This window comes from Amycolatopsis sp. WQ 127309 (assembly GCF_023023025.1).
In the GTDB taxonomy this organism is placed as follows: domain Bacteria; phylum Actinomycetota; class Actinomycetes; order Mycobacteriales; family Pseudonocardiaceae; genus Amycolatopsis.
Genome location: NZ_CP095481.1, coordinates 10,054,072 through 10,074,296, shown reverse-complemented (window position 1 = coordinate 10,074,296; position 20,225 = coordinate 10,054,072). Strand labels below are relative to the sequence as shown.

The window sequence follows — 20,225 nt, the reverse complement described above, 5'->3', positions numbered from 1 at the left end:
AACACCGTGGGTTGGCTGCCGGGACGCCACCTGGCGACCGCCGGCAGTGCCACCCACACATCCAGCCGTCACTGCCCCACGCGTACCCAAGCGGGCCCGATCCCAACCGGCCTCAGCGGATCGTGACCTCGGCGACCCTGGTGAGCCCCGACACCCGCAGCACCCGGCCGAGTAGTCGCGGGGCCACCAGCCGCAGGTCGTGGGAGCCGGCCCGGTCGAACAGCACCGCGACGCCGGCGCTGTCGAGGTAGGTCACGCCGGTGAGGTCAACCGTGACGGTGCCGCCCGCCGCCAGCTCGCGATCGAGCGCCGAGCCGAACTCGGCGGCGTTGCTCATGTCGATCTCGCCGGTCACGGTGAGTGTCCGGTCTCCCGCGTCATCGGGACCGGGGACCAAGGTGAGTGCCGTCGTCACGAACCGATTCTCCATTCCAAGGTGACGGTGGTGCCCTCGGGGTCGTGGCGGACGGTGACCGCGTCGGCCAGCGCCTTCATCATCGGCATGCCGCGCCCGCGCAGCACGTGGTTGTCGGGCGGCGGCTGCTTCCAGTGGCCGCGGTCGGTGATCGTCACGACCAGCCGGGCGCCGCCGAGGCTCGCGGACAGGTGCGGGTTCGCGCCGTCGCCGTCCACGTAGGCGTGTTCGACCGCGTTCGCGCAGGCCTCGCCCGCGGCGACCAGCACGTCCTGCGCGAGGTCCGGGTCGAGCTCCGCGGTGGCCAGCCACGCCCGCAGCCAGTGCCGGGTCGAGGCGAGGCTGTCCGGGTGCGCCGCGAACCCCATCGTCAGCGGCGGCACGGTCCGGCGGTAGAGCAGCAGGGCGACGTCGTCCTCGTAACCGTCGGCCGGGCGCAGCGAGGTCATCAGTGTGCTCGCCAGGTCGGTCAGCTCGGCGTCGTGCGCGCGGTGGGCGACGCCGTTCGCGCGGTCGATGCCGTCGTCGAGCGACTCGCGGCGGCGTTCGACGAGCCCGTCGGTGTAGAGCATGAGCAGCGAGCCGATGGGGACGACCGCCGTGGCTTCGGGCCGGGCTCCGGGGACGCGGACCGCGAGCGGGACGCTGCCGCCCGCGTCGAGGGACTCGGCCGTGCCGTCCGGGTGGATCAGGGTCGCGGGCGGGTGCCCGGCGCTGCTGTAGGTGAGGGTGCCGGTGGCGGGGTCGAGGACACCGCAGAACACGGTGGTGCACAAGGCATCCGGCACCTGGGCGGCGAAGCGGTCCAGGGCCGTCAAGGTGTGCGAAGGGCTGCTGGCTTCGAGCAGCAACGCCCGGCAGGCGCTGCGCAGCTGGCCCATCACGGCCGCCGCGGGCAGGCCGCGGCCGACGCAGTCGCCGACCACGATGCCGATGCGGTCGTCGTCGAGGGTGATCACGTCGTACCAGTCGCCGCCGACCTCCAGGGGCGGGGTCGCCGGTTCGTAGCGCACCGCGAACCCCTCGGGAAGCCGGGCGGGGCCGAGGATCGAGCGTTGCAGTGCGAGGGCGACCTCGCGCTGCCGGTCGTCGCGGTGCGCGCGGCGCAGGGCGTGCGCGAGGGTGCCGGCCAGCAACGCCAGCAGCGTCTGGTCCTCGGTGCCGAGCGGCCGTCCGGCCGCGGGCTCCACCCAGAGCGTCAGCTGCCCGCCGGGATGGTCGACCGTGGTGGCCGCGCCGGCCGAGCCCGCCGGCACGGTGTGCAACGCGGGAAGCGAGCGGAGCCCGTCGAGCGTCGCGCGCACCGGTGCGGCGAGGTCCGCCCACCGCCGGTCGGCGGGGTCGGTGGAGGTGAGTTCCGGCTCGCCGGCGCCCGGCCACTTCACGGCCAGCACCCGGTCGGCCTGGAACAGGTCGCGCAGCAGCTCGAGCGCGGCGCCGAGCAGGTCCCCGACGCCGCTCAGCCCGGTGAGCCGCTGGTTCATCGCCGCGAGCGCGGCTTCCCGCTGCACGGCGTAGCGCTCGGCGGTGACGTCGCGGATCGTGCCGACGAGGCGGCGCCGGCCTTCGTCGTCGTGGAGCACGTTGTAGGTGGACGCGGTCCACATCCGGTGGCCGTCGCGGTGCCGCATCGGCAGCACGAAGCTGCCGGTGGGCTCGGTCTTGGCCCGGGCCAGCGCGTCGAGCACCTGCCGGTGCCCTTCAGGATCGGTGTCCGCGGCGGGCAGCCAGGGGAACGGCTGGGCGTAGGGCAGCCCGTCCGCGCCGTAGCCCAGCAGCTCGGTGAACGCGGCGTTGATCTCCACGATCCGCCCGTCGGCGTCGCCGACGAAGAAGCCCTCCTGCAGCGAGTCGATCATCGCCGCGCGCCAGCGCGTGTGCTGCGTCCGCAGCCGGGCCAGCCGGATGGTGGTGCGCACCCGGGCGAGCAGTTCCCGCGCGGAGAACGGCTTCACGAGGTAGTCGTCGGCGCCGGCGGCCAGCCCGTCGACCGCGGCCTCCTGCCCGGCCCGCGCGGAGAGCAGGAGCACCGGGACGGCGGCCGTGCGCGGGTCGCCGCGCAGTTCCGCCAGCAGGGCCAGCCCGTCCAGCCGGGGCATCATCACGTCGCTGATGATCAGGTCCGGCGGGTCGGCGGCCGCGGCGGCGAACGCCTCGACGCCGTCGCGCACCGACGTCACGGCGTACTCGTCGCGCAGCAGCCGGGCGAGGTACTCGCGCATGTCGGTGTTGTCGTCGGCGACCAGCACCCGCGCCCCGGTGAGCCCGGACGGGACGACCTCGGCCGCGGGGCCGTCGTCCGGTCCCGGCAGCCAGCGCAGGGTTTCCGCCACGAACGGCTCGACGGCCTCCGCGGCGATCCCGTGCTGAACCGGCCCGGTGGCGACCTGCTCGGCGGGCAGGTGCCCGGTGCCCAGCGGCAGCCGGATGCGGAACGTCGTGCCGGCGCCGGGCGTGCTGTCCGCGGTGATGGCGCCGCCGTGGATGCCGACCAGCTCGCGCACCAGGGCCAGCCCGATCCCGCTGCCTTCGTTCGACCGCGCCCGCGCCGAGGGGATGCGGTGGAACCGCTCGAACAGCCGGGGCATCTCGTCGGCGGCGATGCCGATGCCCGTGTCGGTGACCTGCACCTCGGCGTGCTCGCCGTCGCGCCCGGCCGACACCCGGACCGTGCCGTCGAAGGTGTACTTGACCGCGTTGGACAGCAGGTTGAGGACGACTTTCTCCCACATCCCGCGGTCCACGTGCACCGGCTCGCTCAGCGGCGGGCAGTCGACCTCGAACGCCAGCCCGGCCCGCTCGACGGCGGCGCGGAACACGCTGGCCAGCTCCGCGGTGAACTCCGCGAGGTCGACCGGCTCGAAGCGCGCCTGCATCCGGCCGGCCTCGATCCGGGAGAAGTCGAGCAGGTTGTTCACCAGCCGCCCGAGGCGCACGGCGTTGCGGTGGATGACGTCGACCTCTTCGAGCACCGCTTCACCGGCGTCGGCGAGCGTCTCCCGCAGTTCGGCCGCCGGCCCCAGGATCAGGGTGAGCGGGGTGCGGAACTCGTGGCTGACGTTGGAGAAGAACGTCGTCTTCGCGACGTCCAGCGCGGCCAGCTCCTCGGCGCGCTCCTGCTGCAGCCGGTAGGCGACGGCGCCGTTGACGAGCGCGGTGGTCTGGTGGGCGACCAGCCCGAGGAACGTCCGGTAGTTCTCGTCGACGGCGTGCCCGCCGCTCGCCGCGAGCACGATCACCCCGGTGGCCGGGGTGTCCGCGGCGCCCGGCAGCGGCAGCACCACCGCCTCGGCGGGCGCGGTGGACCAGCCGCCCGCCGGCAGCTCGCCGAACTTCCCGGTCAGCCCGGACACGACGCGCGGGACGCCGTCGGCGAGGACCTCCGCCAGCGGCCAGCCCTCCGCGTCCCCGGAGCCGCCCGGCGTCACGGCGGCGAGCGTGAGGTCGCCGGTGCCCGGGTGGCGGAGGTGGATCGCGGCGTACGGGACATCGGCCCCGGCGTCCCCCAGCACCCCGGCGACCAGCTCGCAGGCTTCGGCGACGGTGCGGGCGATCCCGGCCCGCACGCCGAGCTCACGCAGCACGGCGAGCCGGCGTTCGCCGATCACGCGCTCGGTGGTGTCGGTGACGGCGGTGAACACCGCCCGCACGGCGCCGCTGTCGTCGTGGATCGGGCTGTAGGAGTAGGTCCAGTACGTCTCTTCCCAGTAGCCATGCCGGTTCATCGGCAGCAGCATGTCCTCGGACCAGGTCGCCTCGCCGGTGCGCAGCACACCGTCCAGCATCGGCCCGATGATGTGCCAGATCTCGCTCCAGACCTGCGCGCCGGGCTTGTCCAGCGCGGGGTGCTTGGTGCCGAGCAGCGGCTGGTAGGCGTCGTTGTAGAGGAACCGCAGGTCCGGTCCCCACCAGACGATCATCGGGAAGCGGGAGGTCAGGCAGATCCGCACCGCCGTCGTCAGGCTCGGCGGCCAGTCCTCCGGCGGGCCCAGCGGCGAAGACGCCCAGTCGAACTCCCGCATCCGCGTCGCCATCCGGCTGGTCCCGGGGATCACGGCACCGGGCCCGGACTCGTCAGCGGCGGTCATTTTTCTCCCGGATCTGGGCTCCGCGCACAGAATACCGGGGCGCCGCGGGACGCGCTGACCCGTGCGGGGTTCAGCTCGCCGCGTCAGTCAGCCAGGTCATCGTGATCGTCGTGCCGTCCTCGCGGTGGACCTGGGCGCACCGGTCGGTGAGGCTGTCGATGAGCAGCAGCCCGCGGCCGCGCAACCCGTTGGTGGGCACCGGTGTGCGCCAGTCGCCGTAGTCCGTGACGGTGACGGTCAGCCCGCCCGCGAACGCCTCGGCCCGGACGTCGACGTAGCCGGTTTCCTGGTCGCGGTAGGCGTGTTCGGCGGAGTTGGCCATCGCTTCGTAGCCGGCGAGGACGACGTCCTCCCCGCGTTCGGTGCCCAGGCCGAGCGCGCGCACCCAGCCGGCCAGCGCTTCGCGCAGCTCCGGCAGCCGGTCGGCGAGCGCGACCGTGCGGCGGTGGAACAAGGCCGGGGAGGGAGGCGCGCCCGGGGGGACGGAGTCCGTCATGGGCGGTCCTCTCCGCGGTGACGCACGTGGATCAGCGCGATGTCGTCGTCGTGGCGCCCGTGCGTGAGCTCGTCGACGAGGGTGTCCCACGCCGCTTCGAGGTCGGTCGCGGCCAGCAGGCCCGGGATCCCGGCCAGCAGCCACTCGATGCCCAGGGTGAGGTCGCGGGTGCGGCTCTCGACCAGGCCGTCGGTGTAGAGCACCAGGCCGGTGCCCGGCGGGAACGTGGTGGTGTCCTCGGGGAACGCCGAGCCGACGCCCAGCGGCTGCGCCATCGCCTCGCCGAGCTGCTCCACCGGGGCACCGGGCCGGATCAGGATCGCCGGCAGGTGCCCGGCGTTCGCGAAGCTCAGCGTGCCGTCCGGGTGGAGGACCGCGTAGAAGCAGGTGACGAAGCTTCCGCCGAACAACCCCGCGGTCAGCTCGGAGACGTTGCGCAGCACCTCCGACGGCGTCAGCTCCAGCTGCGCGTAACAGCGGATCGCCGTCCGGACCTGGCCCATCACCGTCGCGGCGGTGACGCCGTGGCCGACGACGTCGCCGATCACGAACGCGGTCGCGCCCGAGGGGAGCCGGATCACGTCGAACCAGTCGCCGCCGATCTTCGTCCCGGTGGCCGCGGGCAGGTACCGGGTGAGGACGTCGAGGCCGGGCAGGTCCGGGACGACCGGCAACATGCTGCGGGACAATTCGGAGACGAGGGTGCGTTCGCGCTCGTAGAGGCGGGCGTTGTCCAGCGCGATGGCCGTGTAGCCGGCGATGCCCTCGGCGAGGTACTCGTGCCGCTCGGTGAACCGGGCGGAGCCGGGGTGGCCGAAGAAGAACCCGCCCAGCACCTCGCCGGTGGTCGGGCTGATCGCCGATACCGCCAGGTAGCTGCGCACGGGCAGGTGCCCCTCGGGCATCCCGTGGTGGGGCGCGTTCTTCCCGAATCGCGGGTCCGCGGTGATGTCGGGGCTGCGGACGGTGCCGGTGCCGTCGAAGGTCGGGCCGAACACCGCGGTGTTGCGCGGCATCGGGAACCGCTCGAACGCCGCCCGCGGCACGCCCGAGAGCGTGTAGAGCGTGTACGACTCGCCGACATCGTTGACGAGGTTGTAGAAGAACGCGCCGAAGTCCGCGCCGGTCGCCTTCGTGGCGGCGTCGGTCGCGTCCTGCACGATCCGGCCGAGGTCCAGCTGGGCGGTCAGCCGCCGGCCGACCGAGTGCAGCGCGTCGATCACCGCGGCGTCGCCCTGCAGCCGCGCCACCGTGTCCACGAGGTCCGCGGTGGCGGCCCGCACCGCGACGGCGACGGCCTCGGTCACGGCCGGTTCGCCCGCCCCGTCGACGAAGGCCCGGCGCACGGCGTCGAGGACTGCGTCGAGGGGAGGCGGGGACATCAGGGATTCAGCGCGTCGGTGAGCGACGGGAAGATGGCGAGCTCGTCGGTCAGCCGCGTCAGCTCCAGCGGACGCAGCGTGATCCGGCCGTTGGCCACCACGCGCAGCGGGGCGGAGCCGGAGTCGCCGCGGTGCGCCCGCACGAGCTCGGCCATCCCGGCGGAGGCCAGGAAGGTGACGTCGGTGAGGTCGATGACCAGCACCGCCGGTTGCTGCCGGGAAGCGCGGTCGGCGAACTGCCGCAGCTTCGGCGCGAGCGCGAGGTCGAGGGCGCCGCTCACCCGGAGCACCGCCGCGCCGTCGCGGTGCTCCAGGACGACGGTGCCCGCGTCCGGTTCGGCCATGGTCACCATCCTGCCCGTTTGAGCGCGCGAGGCAAACCCGAGGGTGCTGAAACGGCGCAGGTGCCCTGCGGCGGGCATGATTGGTCACGGTTGAGCAGACAGCCTTCGTGATCAAGCGCGCCCGCCGGACGTTCCGGCGGCGGCGCCGAGGGCGGGAGAGACACATGACCGAGAACACCCACACTGAAGGCTCCCCGGCCGCTGTGCCATTCGGCGAGTTCAGGATCGCCCGAACGGAGCAGCAGGACGGCGCGGTGGTGCTCGAGGTCGCCGGGGACGTCGACACCACCACGGCGCCCGCGCTGGTCCAGGCGGCGGACGAAGCGCTCGCCGCGGTACCGAGACTGCTCGTGGTGGACCTGAGCCGCGTCGAGTTCCTGGCCTCGCCGGGGCTGACCGCGCTGCTGATGATCCACCGCAACTCCGCGGCGGGCACCACCGTGCGGATCGTCGCGACCGGCCGCGCCACCCTGCGGCCGATCCAGCTGACCGGCCTCGAGGACAGCCTTTCGCTGTTCCCGACCCAGGAGGCGGCGCTGACGGCTTCCTGAGCCGGCTCAGGCGTGGCGGTGGACCACGAGCAGGGCGACGTCGTCCTGCGCCGGCCGCGAGCCGATCATCGCCGCCATCAGCTGCGCGCACACGCGCTCGGGCTCCCCGGCCCGCACGGTGGCCGCGAGGTCGGTCATGCCGGTGTCCACCGCCCGGTCCCGGCGCTCGACGAGCCCGTCGGTGTAGAGCACCAGCACCCCGCCCGGCGGCAGGGCGACGACCGTGGTCCGCCGGTCGGGGTGCCCGATGGTCAGGCCGATCGGCGGGTCCGGCGGCGCCGTGACGAGCGCGCCCGGCTCGCCCGGGCGCGCCAGCACCGGCGGCAGGTGCCCGGCCAGCGACAGCGTCAGCGTCTCCCGCGGCGGATCGATGATCCCGTAGGCGACGGTGGCCATCGCGCCGTGTTCGAAGTGGTTGGCCTTGCGGTCGAGCTTGCCGAGCGTCTCGGCCGGGTCGTCGCAGTCGAGGGCGTAGGCGCGCAGGGCGCTGCGCAGCCGGCCCATGATCACGGCCGCCTCGAGCCCGTGCCCGGAGACGTCGCCCATCACGACGCCGACCCGGTCGCCCGGCAGCGGGAACAGGTCGTACCAGTCGCCGCCGAGCCCGGCCTCCGCGCCGGGCACGTACCGGGCGGCGAAGCCGAGACCGGGCAGTTCGGGCAGCCGGTCCGGCAGCAGGCTGCGCTGCAGGGCCATGGTGGCGGTGCGGTTCTCCTCGAGGGCCTCCACCTGGATCGCCATGGCGAGGCGGTCGGCGAGCAGCTGCAGGGTGCCGACCTCGGCCTCGGAGAACCGGCGCGGCCGGACGGATCCGACGTGCAGGACGCCGACCAGCTCGCTGCCGGTGATCATCGGCACGCCGAGCATGGCGTGCAGGCCGCGTTCCCACAGCAGGGAGTTCACGACGGTGGTCTCGTCGACGTGGTCGAGGGCGACGGGCGCGCGGTCCTGGGCCACCCGCCCGGCGAACCCGGTACCGACCGGCACGCGCACGCCCTGGTGGACCTCTTCCTCGATGCCCGCGGCCGCGATCGCCACGAGCTGCTGCCCGCCCGCCTGGTGGCGGAGCACGGTCGCGGTGTCGACCTTCAGCACCTCGCGGACGCGGTCCAGGGTCGCGGTGAGCAGCTCGGTCAGGCCGAGGTGGCCGGCGGGGGCGCCGATGATCGTCTCCAGCAGCTGCAGCCGGTCCTGGCCGTCGAGACTCCGCGACATGGACCGACCCTAGCCGGACGTCGTTGGGGGGCCTAGCCATCCCGGGTTTCGCGGGTGGGTCGCCGGGGGTACCAGCCGCGCGTGGAGGTCGACCTGGAATGGGTGGGTGTGCTGCGGCACGGCGAGAGCACCGGGAACGTCGCCCGGGAGGTGGCGGAGACGGCGGGCGCCGACGTGATCGACCTCGCCGAGCGCGACGCCGACGTGCCCCTGACCGGGCCGGGACGGGACCAGGCCACGGCGGCGGGGGAGCTGCTCGCCGGGCACCGGCCGGACGTCGTGGTCACCTCGACCTACCGCCGCGCCTGGGACACCGCCAAGCTGGCCGCGCCGGCCGGGGTGGCGATCGTGCCCGACGAGCGGCTGCGCGATCGCGAGCTCGGCGTCCTGGATCTGCTGACCACCCGTGGCGTCCGCGAGCGCTGGCCCGACGAGGCCCGGCGCAAGCGGCGGCTCGGCCGGTTCTACTACCGGCCCCCGGGCGGCGAGTCCTGGGCGGACGTCGTGCTGCGGGTGCGCTCCCTGCTCGCCGAGCTGAGCGCCGAGCGGCCGGGCGCGCGCGTCCTGCTGAGCGCGCACGAGATGACGGTGTTCGCGCTCCGGTACCTGCTGGAGGGCTTGCCGGAACCGGACCTCATGCGCGCGGCCGCCGCCACGGCGGTCCCCAACGGCTCGCTGACCACCTGGGAACGCGACCGCGACGGCGGCTTCACGATGGTGCTGGCGCAGCGGATCGCCTAGCGCTGGGCGGTGGGCCGGACCACGAGCTCGTTGACGTCGACGCCGTCCGGCTGCCCGATGGCGTACGAGATCGCGCCGGCGATGGCGTCCGGTGGCATCGCGTGCGCGCGGTAGGCGACCATCGCCTCCTTCGCGCCCGGCTCGGTGATCGTGTCGGCCAGCTCGGACTCCACGACGCCCGGTGAGATCGTCGTGACGCGCAGGCTCGGGTCGGACTCCAGGCGCAGGCCTTCGGTGATCGCGCGCGCCGCGTACTTCGTGGCGCAGTAGACCGCCGCCGTCGGCACCACCTCGTACGCGCCCGTCGAGGCGATCGTCACGAAGTGGCCGCCGCCCTGCCGCTCGAAGTGCGGCAGGGTCGCGGCGATCCCGTTGAGCAGGCCGCGGACGTTGACGTCGAGCATCCGGTCCCACTCCTCGACGTGCAAGGAATCCAAGCGGGACAACGGCATCACGCCGGCGTTGGCGACGAACACGTCGATCCGGCCGTGGTCGCGCACCGCCGCGTCGGCGAACGCGGCGACGTCGGCGCGGTCGGTGACGTCCAGGCCGTGCACGTCGGCGCGCCCGCCCGCCGCCAGGATCTCCGCGGCGAGGGCGTCGAGGCGGTCCTTCCGCCGGGCCCCGAGCACGACGTGGTGGCCTTCGGCGGCCAGCCGCACGGCGGTGGCGTGGCCGATGCCGCTGCTGGCCCCGGTGATGAGGACGATCTTCACTGACGTTTCCTTTCAAGGGTTTTCGGGCAGCACAACGAGACTGTCCAATGTGGAATACGCTTAGCGGTTGACGTTCTCCGGCGCGCTTTCGGCGGTCAGGCTGCCCAGCAACGACAACGCCGCTTCCGACGGGCTGCCCGGCTCCGCTTGGTAGACGACCAGCTGCTGCCCGGGCGCGCTGTTCACCGTCAGGGCCTCGTAGCTCAGCGTCAGGTCGCCGACCAGCCGGTGGTGGAACCGCTTGGTCTCGTGGGTCTTCTGCCGGATGTCGTGGCGCGCCCACAGCCTGCGGAACGCCTCGCTCCTGACCGACAGCTCGCCGACCGTCTCGATCAGCCGCGGGTCGTCGGGGTCGATCCCGGCGGCCGCGCGCAGGCCGCCGACGGTGTTGGCCGCGACGCGCTCCCAGTCCGGGTAGAACGCGCGGGCGTCGGGGTCGAGGAACACCAGCCGGACCAGGTCGCCGCTGTGGGTGTGGCCGTCGAACAGCGCCCGGCCCAGCGGGTTGTGCGCCAGCACGGTGAGGCACCGGCCGAGGACCACCGCGGGGGTGGCCGGCCAGCCCGCCATCAGCCGGACCAGGTTCGGGCTGACCTGCTCCCGCCGCCGGGCGCGGCGACGGGCCGCCGGGCGGGCCAGCCGGTGCAGGTGGGCGGTGGCGTCGTCGTCGAGCACCAGGGCCCGCGCCAGCGCGTCGAGGACCTGCTCCGACGGGTGCCGTTCGCGGCCTTGTTCCAGCCGGACGTAGTAGTCGGTGCTGACGCCGGCCAGCAGCGCGACCTCTTCCCGGCGCAGGCCCGCGACGCGCCGCCCGCGGCCGCCGGGCATGCCCAGCTCCTCCGGGCCGACCTGCGCACGGCGGGCCCGGAGGAACTCCCCGAGTACGTTTCCGCTGGTCATGAACCGAGGCTAACCCGGATCAAGCGTGGCTGACTGGCCGCGCCGCACCCACCCTCAGGTGAGGCGGATCGACGTCTCGTCGACGAGGCCGTCGTCCGTCGTCCGCTGCATCGTCGCCCACGCGGTGCGCCCGTCGACGTCCAGCGTCATCACGGCGTTGCCGAAGTGCGGCCCCGACACGCAGTCCCACGTCAGGTCGGTGGGCCGGACGCCGGAGCGGCGCGCGAGCCACCCCATCAGCCCGGTCAGCCGCCGGGACCAGCCGAGCCGGAACACCCGGTTCATGTACCACGGCACGGTGTTGTGCATCGGCGAGCAGGTGAGCTGGTGCACCGGCGCGGCCGGTTCACGCGGGAACCGGGCCCGCGCGACGTAGGCGTGGTGGACGTCGCCGGAGAGCACGTTGACCGAGGCCGCGCCGTCGTCGGCGACCCGGGCGATGAGCTTCGCCAGCCGGTCGAACGACTCGCGGAACGCCGGCCAGTGCTCGAGGTCGGCGAACTGCCGGAACCACTCGGCGGCCTTGCCGCGCACACCCGGCCGGGTGCACGCGCGTTCGTTGATCGACTGCGCGAAGGACAGCGCGGTCGGCAGCAGCCACGGCAGCGACGTGCCGATCAGCAGGTGGTCGACGTCGCCGCCGGCCTGCTCCTCGATCCAGTGGAACTCGTCCTCGCCGATCATCGACCGCACACCCCCTTCGAGGATGCGCCCGGCCCGCGAGTCGATCACGAGCAGCCGGACCGGGCCGAAGTCGCGCCGGTAGGACCAGCGCGTGCCCTTGGCGCCGTCGGCCTCCCGGTCGGCGCGGTCGGCGAACTCGCGCAGCAGCTCCGCGTTGTCCGTGCCGGACGAGCCGACCTGCTGGAAGAGCTTGTCGCCGGCGAGCTCCTCCGGGCCGAGGTTGCCCAGGTGCTGGTAGATCCAGTACGACACCAGCGCGCCGCGGATGCGCTCGGGCCACCACGACGTGGCGGCCATCTCCGCCCGCCAGGCCTGCGAGGTGTTCCAGTCGTCGCGGACGTCGTGGTCGTCGAAGATCATCGACGTCGGCAGCGTGGACAGCAGCCAGCGCACGGCCGGGTCGGACCAGGCCTCGGAGTAGAGGTGGCAGTACTCCTCGAAGTCCGCGACCTCGGTGCCCGGCGGCTGCGAGGTGTCGCGCCGGGTCGCGAGCCACTTCTGCGTGTCGTCGGTGGTTTCGTCGGCGTAGACCTGGTCGCCGAGCAGCACCAGCGACTCCGGCCACTCCTCCTCGGCGAGCTTGGCCATCCGGCGGGCGTACGCGGCGAGCGCGTCCTGCCCGAGGGCGTCCTGCTCGCGCGGCTTGCGGCAGGAGCCGAACACCAGCCGGAACCGGGAGTCCTCGGGGGAGAGCGTGCGGATCCGGCTCGGCGGCAGGTCACCGCCGGGTTCGGGCCAGACGACGTCGCCGTCGAGCCGGACCTCGTACGGCGTGCTCTTCGCCGGTTCGAGGCCGGTGAGCACGACCAGCGCGTAGTGGTGGCCGGAGACCTCGAAGGTCCGGGCGGTCGCGTCACCGGCGCCGACCTCGCACGGGCCGTCCGTCTCGACCCAGATCGTCGCCGACGTGGCGTCGACGTGCCGGAGGAGCGGGCCCAGCAGCAGCGCGGTCATCCGGCGATCCTCCCAGAACCGCGTCGTCCCGGCCGTCCGGCACGCAGTGCGCGGTGCGAAAGCCTCCGAAACATACCGATAGTCGTTGACCGGTTCCGGGGTGCGACGAACGATCGAGAGCGCTGCGCGCCCTGCCCCGGAAAGGAATCCCGAGTGAGAAGACTGCTCACTGTGCTGCTGGCCGCCGTCGTGCCGGTGGTCGCCGCGGTCGTGCTGCTCGTCGCGCAGCCCGCGTCCGCGGCGTCGCTGACCCGCGTGACCGGCTTCGGCACCAACCCCAGCAACCTGAACATGTACACCTACGTCCCGGACCGGGTGGCGGCCAAGCCGGCGCTGCTGGTCGCGATCCACTACTGCACCGGCTCGGCTTCGGCGGTCTTCAACGGCTACGCCCGCGACTACGTCACCGCGGCCGACCAGTACGGGTACGTCATCGTGTTCCCGGAGGCCACCCGCAGCGGCGCCTGCTTCGACGTCTCGTCACCGCAGGCGCTGACCCGGGGCGGCGGCAGCGACCCGGTCGGCATCCTCTCGATGGTCGACTACGCGAAGCAGCACTACAACGTCGACCCTTCCCGGGTCTACGTCACCGGGTTCTCCTCGGGCGCGATGATGACGAACGTGCTCGCCGCGGAGTACCCGGACGTGTTCGCCGCCGGGTCGGCGTTCATGGGCGTGCCCGCCGGCTGCTTCGGCACCACCGACGGGTCGAGCTGGAACTCCCAGTGCGCGAACGGCCAGCTGACGAAGACCGCGCAGCAGTGGGGTGACCAGGCCCGGCAGATGAGCGGCGGGCGCAGCGGCCCGTACCCGCGGATGCAGCTGTGGCACGGCACCGCCGACGACACCCTGCGTTACCCGAACTTCGGCGAAGAGGTCAAGCAGTGGACCAACCTCGCCGGGGTGAGCCAGACGGCGTCGGGCACCGACCAGCCGCAGTCCGGCTGGACCCGCGCCCGCTACGGCGGCACCGGCGTCCAGGCGCCGGTCGAGGCGATCAGCGTCCAGGGCGCCGGGCACGTGCTGCCGCAGAGCGGCATGGTGGCCTACGCGATCGCGTACCTCGGCCTGAACAGCGGCGGCACGACCACGACCACGCCGACCGCCCCGACCACGCCCACCACGACGACGTCGCCCCCGCCGACCGCGGGCACCACGCTCGGCGGCGCGGCCGCGCGGACCGGCCGGTACTTCGGCACGGCCGTCTCGGCGAGCAAGCTCTCGGACAGCGTCTACACCGGCATCCTGAGCCGTGAGTTCAGCATGATCACGCCCGAGAACGAGATGAAGATCGACGCGACCGAGCCGAACCAGGGCCAGTTCTCCTACGGCAACGCCGACCGGATCGTGGCCCAGGCCAAGTCCCAGGGTGCCCAGGTCCGCGGGCACACGCTGGCCTGGCACTCGCAGCAGCCCGGCTGGATGCAGAGCATGGAGGGCTCTTCGCTGCGCTCGGCGATGCTCAACCACGTCACGCAGGTCGCGACGCACTACCGCGGCCAGCTCTACTCGTGGGACGTGGTGAACGAGGCGTTCGCCGACGGCAGTTCCGGTGCCCGCCGCGACTCCAACCTGCAGCGCACTGGCAACGACTGGATCGAGGCGGCGTTCCGCGCCGCCCGGGCGGCCGATCCGAACGCGAAGCTCTGCTACAACGACTACAACACCGACGACTGGAGCCAGGCGAAGACCCAGGCCGTGTACCGCATGGTGCAGGACTTCAAGTCCCGCGGCGTGCCGATCGACTGCGTCGGCTTCCAGTCGCACTTCAACAGCGCCAGCCCGGTGCCGTCGAACTACCGGACCACGCTGCAGAACTTCGCCGACCTCGGCGTGGACGTCCAGATCACCGAGCTGGACATCGAGGGGTCGGGCACCACGCAGGCGAGCAGCTTCCGCACGGTCACGAACGCCTGCCTCGCGGTGGCGCGCTGCAACGGCCTGACCGTGTGGGGCATCCGGGACACCGACTCCTGGCGCGCGTCGGCCACCCCGCTGCTGTTCGACGGCAGCGGCACCAAGAAGGCCGCCTACACCGCGGTCCTCGACGCGCTGAACGGCGGCACCACGACCACGCCGCCGCCGACCACGACCACCCCGCCGCCGACGACCACGACCCCGCCGCCGTCGGGCGGGTGCACCGGGGCCTACACCAAGACAGCGGAGTGGAACGTCGGCTTCAACGGTCAGGTGAGCGTGACGGGCTCGAACAACTGGGTGCTCACGATCACCTTCCACGCACCCCAGAAGGTCATCGGCAGCTGGAACTACACCGGCACCTGGGACAGCACCGGGTACGTGCTGACCGCGAAACCCAACGGCAGCGGCAACGTCATCGGGTTCACCGTCGAGCACGGCGGGAACCTGACGGCGCCCACCGTGACCTGCGGGACGTCCTGACGGGTCAGAACAACCGGCCGACCTCGTCCGCGGGCGGTTCCTCCAGGCTCAGGAGGAACCGCTTGCGGGCCAGGCCGCCGGCGTACCCGGTCAGGCTCCCGCTCGTGCCGACCACCCGGTGGCACGGCACGATGACGCTGATCGGGTTCCAGCCGTTGGCGTTGCCGACGGCCTGCGCGGCACCCGGGTCGCCCAGTGCGGCGGCCAGCTGCCCGTAGGTGCGGGTCTCGCCGAACGGGATCTTCGTCAGCAGGTCCCAGACCTGCTTTTCGAACGCGGAACCACGCGGCGCGAGCTCCAGGTCGAACTCGCGCCGCGTGCCCGCGAAGTACTCGCCCAGCTGTGCTTCCACGACCTCGAAACCGGTCTCGGTGCGCTCCCCGAGGTCGGTCATCCGGGGCGTGCGCAGGTGGCCGTCGAAGTAGAGGCCGAGCAGCGCCCCGGCCGCGTCACCGACGAGGGTCAGTGGCCCGATGGGGGAGTCGATGACGGTGTGCCGGACGCTCATGGCGCCAGCTTATCGGCTCAGGAATCGCTGACCTTGACCGACAGCGAGTCGACGCTCATCTCGGCGCCCGGCGTAATGTCCGCACCCGGGGAGGTGCAGCCGCAGACCTTGTTCGGGTAGGAGCCGCCGATCGCGACGTCGAAGATGACGAAGAACCCGTGGTCGACCGCGGCCTTCCAGGTCGCGTCGGACACCTGGTTCTGCTTGACGGAGTAGGTCTGGTTGCCGTCGAGGTAGAACCGCAGTTCCTCCGCGGCGGCGTCGCGGCGGTCCACCACGACCGAGTAGGAGTGGTAGCCGTCCTGGCAGCCCGGGCAGTCCTGCAGGTCGCTCGTGATGCCGTCCGGGTCGTGGCACTCGCCCTGCCACTGTCCACAGTGGAAGGTGGTGGAGTGCTTGCTGAGCGCGTTGACGTCCTCCATGATGTCGAGCTCGCCGATGCTCGGCCAGTTCGTCGCGCCGACCGGCCGCGCGTCGCCGCCCATCGCCCAGAACGCCGGCCAGTAGCCGAGCCCGCTGGCCGGCGACGGCTGCTTGAGCGACGCGCTGATCTCCAGCTGCCCACCGGCCGGGGCGGCGAAGTCGGTCCGCTGCGTCTCGATCCGGCCGGAGGTCCAGTTGCCCGCGGCGTCGCGCAGCGGCTGGATGGCGAGGTGGCCGGCGCCGTCGTGGTAGACGTTGTCGGTCGAGTCCGTCGCCGTCTCGAGCTCGCCGGTGCCCCAGGCGCCCGCGCCGCCCGGGTAGCCGGTTCCCCTGTCGTAGAGCCAGTCCTGGGTGTTCAGGCCGGTACCGGCCGCGCCGTCGAAGTCGTCCTGGAACACGGTGGTCCAGGTCTCCGCGGCGGACGTCGTCGCGGGGGCGAGGAAGGGGAGTGACAACGTTGCCATCACGGCGGTCAGTCGCAGGAAACGCTTGCTGGGCTGCATGGGGTCCGCTTTCTCTGTGATGAAGCCGGAAAGGGGGTGCGTCCACCTGCGAGGCCGTCCACTGTCACCGACCGTTCGCGGGGAAGTCAAGGCCCCTGCCCGGAATTACCCGCGACCCGGTACCCGGGGGCAGGGCCTGGCCGGGATTGTTTGAAAATTCTCCGCGCGGGGCATCGCGCGCGCCGGGTGCGAACGGTGGTCTAGACCTACCTTGGAGGGGTTGTCAGGCCCGGCCGGCGGCGTTCATAGTTTGTTGGCGTCCACAACGAATCTGCGAGCGCGGCCTGTGTCTCCATTGTGGAGCACGCCGCGTGTTCTGGTAATCCTCAAAGTGGAGGAATCATGATCTCGCGCCGCTCGTTCCTGAGCCTTTCGGCGGCCACGCTCGCCACCGCCACCGTGCTGCCCCTGGCCCGCACCGCCTACGCCGCGACGCCGTCGACCTTCGGTCTCAAACTGGTCAACAACTCCGGCTCCGGCACCGTGTACGCCTACGTCACCGGCACGACCCCGGACGGCCGGCTGGTCCTGCTGCGCGCCGACGGCTCGCCGTACTACCCGGACTCGCCCGGCGCCGCGCACACGCCGTTGCCGGAGGACTGCGCCATCCCGGTCGGTTCCGGGGCCCAGGTCTCCGTGCCGAAGATGGGCGGCGCGCGGATCTACGTCGTCACGGACGCGAAGCTGGACTTCTTCCTCGACCCGGGGCCGGCCCTGGTGCACCCGAGCTTCCTGAACACCGCCGATCCCAACTTCGGGAAGAACTGGTCGTTCAGCGAGTTCACGTTCAACGACGAGCAGCTGTTCGCCAACATCAGCTACGTCGACTTCGTCGGGATGCCGATGGGCCTGTCGCTCACGACGTCCGGCTCGGGCACGAAAACCGTCAACGGCCTGCCTTCGGGGTCGCTGGACGCCATCTCATCGGAGCTGACGGCGCTGGGCGGCAACTGGCCGGGGCTGGTGCAGACCGGCGGCGGCGGGAACCTGCGCGCGCTGTCGCCGCACCACCACGCCGACCAGTTCGGCGGGTACCTCGACGGCTACATCGACCAGGTCTGGCAGAAGTACGAGGGCACGGACCTCGTGGTGGACTCGCAGAACCCCGGCCTGGGCACGTTCACCGGCCGCGTCACGGGCGGCCGGCTGGTGCTCGGAGGCGAGTCCTTCGCGAAGCCGGCCACGGCGGACGTCTGGAGCTGCGACAGCGGTCCGTTCGCCATCGCGGCCGGCGCGAGCGACGCGCGCAAGAGCATCATCCCGCGCCTGGCGGCGGCCCTGAACCGGACGACGTTGCTGGACAACGCGAACCAGCCGACGGCGGAGGACCCGGCGAAGTTCTACCTGGGCGACGTCACCAACCACTACGCCCGCATCGTCCACTCGAAACTGCCCGACAACCGGGGCTACGCGTTCCCGTACGACGACGTCAGCCCGGGCCCGGACTTCAGTGGCGCGGTGTTCGCCGGCGACCCGGACGTGCTGACGATCACGGTGGGAGCGACCCATGGCTGAGCCCGTTCAAAAACTGTCGGTGGTGGCGGTTAGCCTCATGGCATGAACACGGACGACGCGACGGTCCCGGCGGACCAGCTCACCAAGGGCCAGTGGTTCTGGCACGAGCCCGCCCCGGGGCTGCCCGCGTGGCAGCTACAGGTGACTTCGGCGGACATCCTGGAGGATTCCGTCGAGATCTTCACCACGGACGAGGAGCGCGAACTGGTGTCGTACCCGCGCAACCGCCTCGTGCGGCTGGCCAGCGCGGCCTGAGGTTCCCTGAAACGCGGTGGGCCGGTTCCGGCTCACCGCGTTTCTCGGCTTTCGAGCCTGCTCATCGCATTTCAGTGAGCGATGCCGGAGTGACTGACGGTATTCGGGCTGGTGGTCGCCCGCTGCTTCGTCAGCCGTGATGTTCTTTCATCTTGCTCGATTTCCCGAATCGGCCGGCCTCTTGCTCGCGCTCTCGTTCGCCGGCGGGGTTCAGGCCGCACCCGCGTGCCGCAAGGCGGCCGGGCGCCAGGTCATCCGGACCGTCGTGCCCTGCTCACCGGTGTCGATGTCGGACTGGTCGGTCACCTTGTCGATCAGCAGCAGGCCGCGGCCGCCCGAGGTGCGCAGGCCCGCGGTGCGGGGGCGGCTCGCGCGGGTCGCCGGGATACCGCAGCCGGTGTCGGTGACCGTCACGGTCACGGCGTCACCCACCCGCGCGGCCTGCAGGCGCGCCCAGCCGTGCTTGTCCGGGTAAGCGTGGGCCGCGACGTTCGCCAGCGCTTCGTAGGTCGCCAGCGTGATGTCGTGCGTGCTCTCCGGGTCCAGGGGGAGGGCGGCCAGCCAGCGGATGAGCTTGCGGCGCAGGTCGGCGACGTCGTTGGGCAGCGCCGGCGCGAGTTCTTCGAAGGTCGGGGTGACCACGGTCCCGGACCCCGCGGGGAGGCGGTCGGGGGACGTGGTCCCGGGTAGGCCGTCGTCGGCGGTCTCGCCGGTGCCGACGTCCGGTTCCGGGGTGTATCGATGCACGGTGTGCTCCCATCCGTCGCCACGGTTCGGCGGGCTTCCCTGGAGACCTACCCACCGCCACCAGATCTCACGCATTGTGCTTCGGGGAAAGTCCGGCTACAGTGAAGGTGCTCCTCGCGGACGTCGGCCTCCAGGTCGCCCGGAGGAAGCTCCCGGATCCAGGCCAGCTCGGCCTCTTTCCTTCCCTTTCACGGCCCGCCGCCGTCCGCGCGCCGGCCGTTCCCGCATTCAGGAGAAAACCATGCCTTTCCACGGAATCCTTGACGTACAAGAAAAATCCGCCTTCGTCCGCGCCGGCTACCGGCGCGCCGACGGCGACGTCACCATCCCGCTTTCCGTCGTCCGCAAGCACAAGCTGCGCACGGGCGACGAAATCACCGGCACCGCCGAGGAAATCATCAGCGTCGACGGCGTCAACCCCGCCACGCGGCGCCCGCACTTCGACGACCTCGTCCCGGTGCACCCCGACGAGCGCCTGCTGCTCGAAACCACCCCGGCGCGGGTCCTGACCCGCGTCATCGACCTCGTCACCCCGATCGGCAAAGGTCAGCGCGCGCTGGTCGTCTCGCCGCCGAAGGCGGGGAAAACCACGGTGCTGAGCGAAATCGCGCACGGCATCGCCACCAACCACCCGGAGTGCAGGCTCATGGTACTGCTCGCCGACGAGCGTCCGGAGGAGGTCACCGAACTGCGCCGCACCGTGCGCGGGGAGGTGATCGCGTCCACATTCGACCGCCCGCCGGCCGAACACGTAGCGATCGCGGAACTGGCGGTCGAGCGCGCCAAGCGCCTGGTGGAGCGCGGCGAAGACGTCGTGCTGCTGCTCGACTCCCTGACCCGCCTCGGGCGCGCGTACAACCTGTCGGCCCGCCCTTCGGGCCGCACCCTCTCCGGAGGCGTCGACGCGGCGGCCCTGCAGCCGATGAAGCGCATCCTGGGCGCCGCAAGGAACGTCGAGGGCGGCGGTTCCCTCACGATCATCGCGACCGCGCTGGTGGAAACCGGTTCACTGGCCGACACGGTGTTCTTCGAGGAGCTGAAGAGCACCGGCAACGCCGAGCTGAAACTGGACCGGCGTACGGCAGAACGCCGAGTCTTCCCGGCGGTAGACCTGGCCGCATCCGGCACCCGCCGCGAGGAACTGCTGGTGACACCGGAGGAACTGGCCGCAATGCGCGACGTCCGCCGAGCACTGCAGGGCCCGCACGCGGTGGAGCAACTGCTGGACCAGCTCCGCAAGACGGGTTCGAACGCCGAGTTCCTGCTCCGCGTAACCGGCGCGGCCGCGCTGCCGCAGGCCGCCTGAGCCGCTCAGCTGCAGTGCCCGTTCGGCCACAGTGGCCACTCGCTCGGTGCCTGCCCAGCCGCTGTGTCTGCTCGGCCACTGT

18 protein-coding genes are annotated in these 20,225 nt (G+C 72.3%); 6 read left to right on the top strand and 12 right to left on the bottom strand.

The features are described 5' to 3' along the window. Positions 1 to 112: 112 nt before the first annotated feature. The 5 genes from MUY22_RS44290 to MUY22_RS44270 form a co-directional block, all read right to left on the bottom strand. Positions 113 to 415: an STAS domain-containing protein gene (locus MUY22_RS44290; RefSeq protein ID WP_247053708.1), complete on the bottom strand. Its 303-nt coding sequence runs from the start codon at positions 413 to 415 to the stop codon at positions 113 to 115. Continuing rightward, positions 412 to 4,503, bottom strand: coding sequence for a SpoIIE family protein phosphatase (locus tag MUY22_RS44285; protein WP_247053706.1), 4,092 nt, complete (start codon positions 4,501 to 4,503; stop codon positions 412 to 414). The genes MUY22_RS44290 and MUY22_RS44285 overlap by 4 nt, the downstream gene beginning before the upstream one ends. A gap of 70 nt (positions 4,504 to 4,573) precedes the next feature. Continuing rightward, positions 4,574 to 4,999: an ATP-binding protein gene (locus tag MUY22_RS44280; protein WP_247053703.1), complete on the bottom strand. Its 426-nt coding sequence runs from the start codon at positions 4,997 to 4,999 to the stop codon at positions 4,574 to 4,576. Then, positions 4,996 to 6,381 carry a PP2C family protein-serine/threonine phosphatase gene (locus MUY22_RS44275; protein WP_247053701.1) on the bottom strand — a complete coding sequence of 462 codons (1,386 nt, stop codon included), beginning with the start codon at positions 6,379 to 6,381 and terminating at the stop codon, positions 4,996 to 4,998. Before MUY22_RS44275 ends, MUY22_RS44280 begins: the two co-directional genes overlap by 4 nt. Continuing rightward, the gene (locus MUY22_RS44270) at positions 6,381 to 6,725 is read right to left on the bottom strand and encodes an STAS domain-containing protein (RefSeq protein WP_247053698.1); all 345 of its coding nucleotides are present in this window, start codon (positions 6,723 to 6,725) and stop codon (positions 6,381 to 6,383) included. Before MUY22_RS44270 ends, MUY22_RS44275 begins: the two co-directional genes overlap by 1 nt. A gap of 164 nt (positions 6,726 to 6,889) precedes the next feature. Between MUY22_RS44270 and MUY22_RS44265 the strand changes: the two genes are divergently transcribed. Further along, entirely contained in the window at positions 6,890 to 7,276 is a 387-nt protein-coding gene (locus MUY22_RS44265; protein WP_247053696.1) for an STAS domain-containing protein, read from the top strand. 6 nt (positions 7,277 to 7,282) lie between these two features. On the opposite strand, the gene MUY22_RS44260 is transcribed toward MUY22_RS44265, so the two are convergent. After that, entirely contained in the window at positions 7,283 to 8,491 is a 1,209-nt protein-coding gene (locus MUY22_RS44260) for a PP2C family protein-serine/threonine phosphatase (RefSeq protein WP_247053694.1), read from the bottom strand. Between the two features lie 81 nt (positions 8,492 to 8,572). Here MUY22_RS44260 and MUY22_RS44255 point away from each other — a divergent pair, with 81 nt between their 5' ends. After that, entirely contained in the window at positions 8,573 to 9,232 is a 660-nt protein-coding gene (locus tag MUY22_RS44255) for a histidine phosphatase family protein (RefSeq protein WP_247053693.1), read from the top strand. On the opposite strand, the gene MUY22_RS44250 is transcribed toward MUY22_RS44255, so the two are convergent. From MUY22_RS44250 to MUY22_RS44240, 3 genes are read right to left on the bottom strand one after another with little or no spacing between them, the layout of a single operon-like run. Further along, positions 9,229 to 9,948, bottom strand: coding sequence for an SDR family oxidoreductase (locus tag MUY22_RS44250; RefSeq protein WP_247053691.1), 720 nt, complete (start codon positions 9,946 to 9,948; stop codon positions 9,229 to 9,231). The genes MUY22_RS44255 and MUY22_RS44250 overlap by 4 nt on opposite strands. Positions 9,949 to 10,008: 60 nt before the next feature. Beyond that, positions 10,009 to 10,848, bottom strand: coding sequence for a helix-turn-helix transcriptional regulator (locus MUY22_RS44245; RefSeq protein WP_247053689.1), 840 nt, complete (start codon positions 10,846 to 10,848; stop codon positions 10,009 to 10,011). Between the two features lie 54 nt (positions 10,849 to 10,902). Then, the gene (locus MUY22_RS44240; protein WP_247053687.1) at positions 10,903 to 12,486 is read right to left on the bottom strand and encodes an alkaline phosphatase D family protein; all 1,584 of its coding nucleotides are present in this window, start codon (positions 12,484 to 12,486) and stop codon (positions 10,903 to 10,905) included. Positions 12,487 to 12,639: 153 nt separating this feature from the next. Here MUY22_RS44240 and MUY22_RS49665 point away from each other — a divergent pair, with 153 nt between their 5' ends. Then, a complete protein-coding gene (locus tag MUY22_RS49665) occupies positions 12,640 to 14,886 on the top strand; it encodes a PHB depolymerase family esterase (protein ID WP_305879346.1) in 2,247 nt (748 codons plus the stop codon). Between the two features lie 4 nt (positions 14,887 to 14,890). Here MUY22_RS49665 and MUY22_RS44225 read toward each other — a convergent pair whose 3' ends face one another. Together MUY22_RS44225 and MUY22_RS44220 are read right to left on the bottom strand one after the other, a co-directional pair. After that, complete coding sequence (locus MUY22_RS44225) at positions 14,891 to 15,394, bottom strand: methylated-DNA--[protein]-cysteine S-methyltransferase (protein ID WP_247053685.1); 504 nt, start codon at positions 15,392 to 15,394, stop codon at positions 14,891 to 14,893. Between the two features lie 17 nt (positions 15,395 to 15,411). Next, a complete protein-coding gene (locus MUY22_RS44220) occupies positions 15,412 to 16,272 on the bottom strand; it encodes a glycoside hydrolase family 16 protein (RefSeq protein ID WP_247053683.1) in 861 nt (286 codons plus the stop codon). 390 nt (positions 16,273 to 16,662) lie between these two features. On the opposite strand from MUY22_RS44220, the gene MUY22_RS44215 reads away from it, so the two are divergent. Both MUY22_RS44215 and MUY22_RS44210 read left to right on the top strand, forming a co-directional pair. Then, positions 16,663 to 17,835: a glycoside hydrolase family 64 protein gene (locus MUY22_RS44215; protein ID WP_247053681.1), complete on the top strand. Its 1,173-nt coding sequence runs from the start codon at positions 16,663 to 16,665 to the stop codon at positions 17,833 to 17,835. A 42-nt stretch (positions 17,836 to 17,877) separates the two neighbouring features. Next, positions 17,878 to 18,090: a hypothetical protein gene (locus MUY22_RS44210; RefSeq protein ID WP_247053679.1), complete on the top strand. Its 213-nt coding sequence runs from the start codon at positions 17,878 to 17,880 to the stop codon at positions 18,088 to 18,090. Positions 18,091 to 18,300: 210 nt separating this feature from the next. Here MUY22_RS44210 and MUY22_RS44205 read toward each other — a convergent pair whose 3' ends face one another. After that, a complete protein-coding gene (locus MUY22_RS44205; RefSeq protein ID WP_247053677.1) occupies positions 18,301 to 18,837 on the bottom strand; it encodes an ATP-binding protein in 537 nt (178 codons plus the stop codon). Positions 18,838 to 19,078: 241 nt separating this feature from the next. Between MUY22_RS44205 and rho the strand changes: the two genes are divergently transcribed. Next, entirely contained in the window at positions 19,079 to 20,143 is a 1,065-nt protein-coding gene (gene rho / locus MUY22_RS44200) for a transcription termination factor Rho (RefSeq protein WP_247053675.1), read from the top strand. The last annotated feature ends 82 nt before the right edge of the window (positions 20,144 to 20,225 follow it).

Coding starts and splice junctions, on each gene's coding strand:
- MUY22_RS44245 (WP_247053689.1), bottom strand. CDS start 10,848: ATGACCAGCGGAAACGTACTCGGGGAGTTCCTCCGGGCCCGCCGTGCG.
- MUY22_RS44215 (WP_247053681.1), top strand. CDS start 16,663: ATGATCTCGCGCCGCTCGTTCCTGAGCCTTTCGGCGGCCACGCTCGCC.
- MUY22_RS44210 (WP_247053679.1), top strand. CDS start 17,878: ATGAACACGGACGACGCGACGGTCCCGGCGGACCAGCTCACCAAGGGC.
- MUY22_RS44270 (WP_247053698.1), bottom strand. CDS start 6,725: ATGGCCGAACCGGACGCGGGCACCGTCGTCCTGGAGCACCGCGACGGC.
- MUY22_RS44265 (WP_247053696.1), top strand. CDS start 6,890: ATGACCGAGAACACCCACACTGAAGGCTCCCCGGCCGCTGTGCCATTC.
- MUY22_RS44225 (WP_247053685.1), bottom strand. CDS start 15,394: ATGAGCGTCCGGCACACCGTCATCGACTCCCCCATCGGGCCACTGACC.
- rho (WP_247053675.1), top strand. CDS start 19,079: ATGCCTTTCCACGGAATCCTTGACGTACAAGAAAAATCCGCCTTCGTC.
- MUY22_RS44240 (WP_247053687.1), bottom strand. CDS start 12,486: ATGACCGCGCTGCTGCTGGGCCCGCTCCTCCGGCACGTCGACGCCACG.
- MUY22_RS44260 (WP_247053694.1), bottom strand. CDS start 8,491: ATGTCGCGGAGTCTCGACGGCCAGGACCGGCTGCAGCTGCTGGAGACG.
- MUY22_RS44285 (WP_247053706.1), bottom strand. CDS start 4,503: ATGACCGCCGCTGACGAGTCCGGGCCCGGTGCCGTGATCCCCGGGACC.
- MUY22_RS44275 (WP_247053701.1), bottom strand. CDS start 6,381: ATGTCCCCGCCTCCCCTCGACGCAGTCCTCGACGCCGTGCGCCGGGCC.
- MUY22_RS44280 (WP_247053703.1), bottom strand. CDS start 4,999: ATGACGGACTCCGTCCCCCCGGGCGCGCCTCCCTCCCCGGCCTTGTTC.